We start from the raw sequence: 234 nt of genomic DNA on the forward strand, positions 1-234 counted from the left end.
GATGGTCGGGGTGCTGTCGCTGGTGCTGCTGCCGTCGGCGATTGCATTACCGGCGTCGTCGGTGATGCCCGGCGCGGTGGCGCTGGTGTCGACGTTCACGTCGACGATGTCACTGACCGCGTTGCCGTCCGCACCGGTGCCGTCGATGACCAGCGCGTGCTCGCCGTCGGCCAGCGGGGCGTCAGGGGTGAAGGTCCAGCTGCCGTCCTCGCCCACGGTGGCGGTGCCGAGCTC

The 234-nt window shown here is 70.9% G+C and carries 1 protein-coding gene; it reads right to left on the bottom strand.

The features are described 5' to 3' along the window. On the bottom strand, window positions 1–234 hold a 234-nt coding region (locus FOV68_RS24150), incomplete at both ends, for an Ig-like domain-containing protein (RefSeq protein ID WP_186289785.1).

Origin of the sequence: Pantoea sp. paga (genome assembly GCF_007558755.1) — a bacterium.
Classification (GTDB): Bacteria; Pseudomonadota; Gammaproteobacteria; order Enterobacterales; family Enterobacteriaceae; genus Pantoea; species Pantoea agglomerans.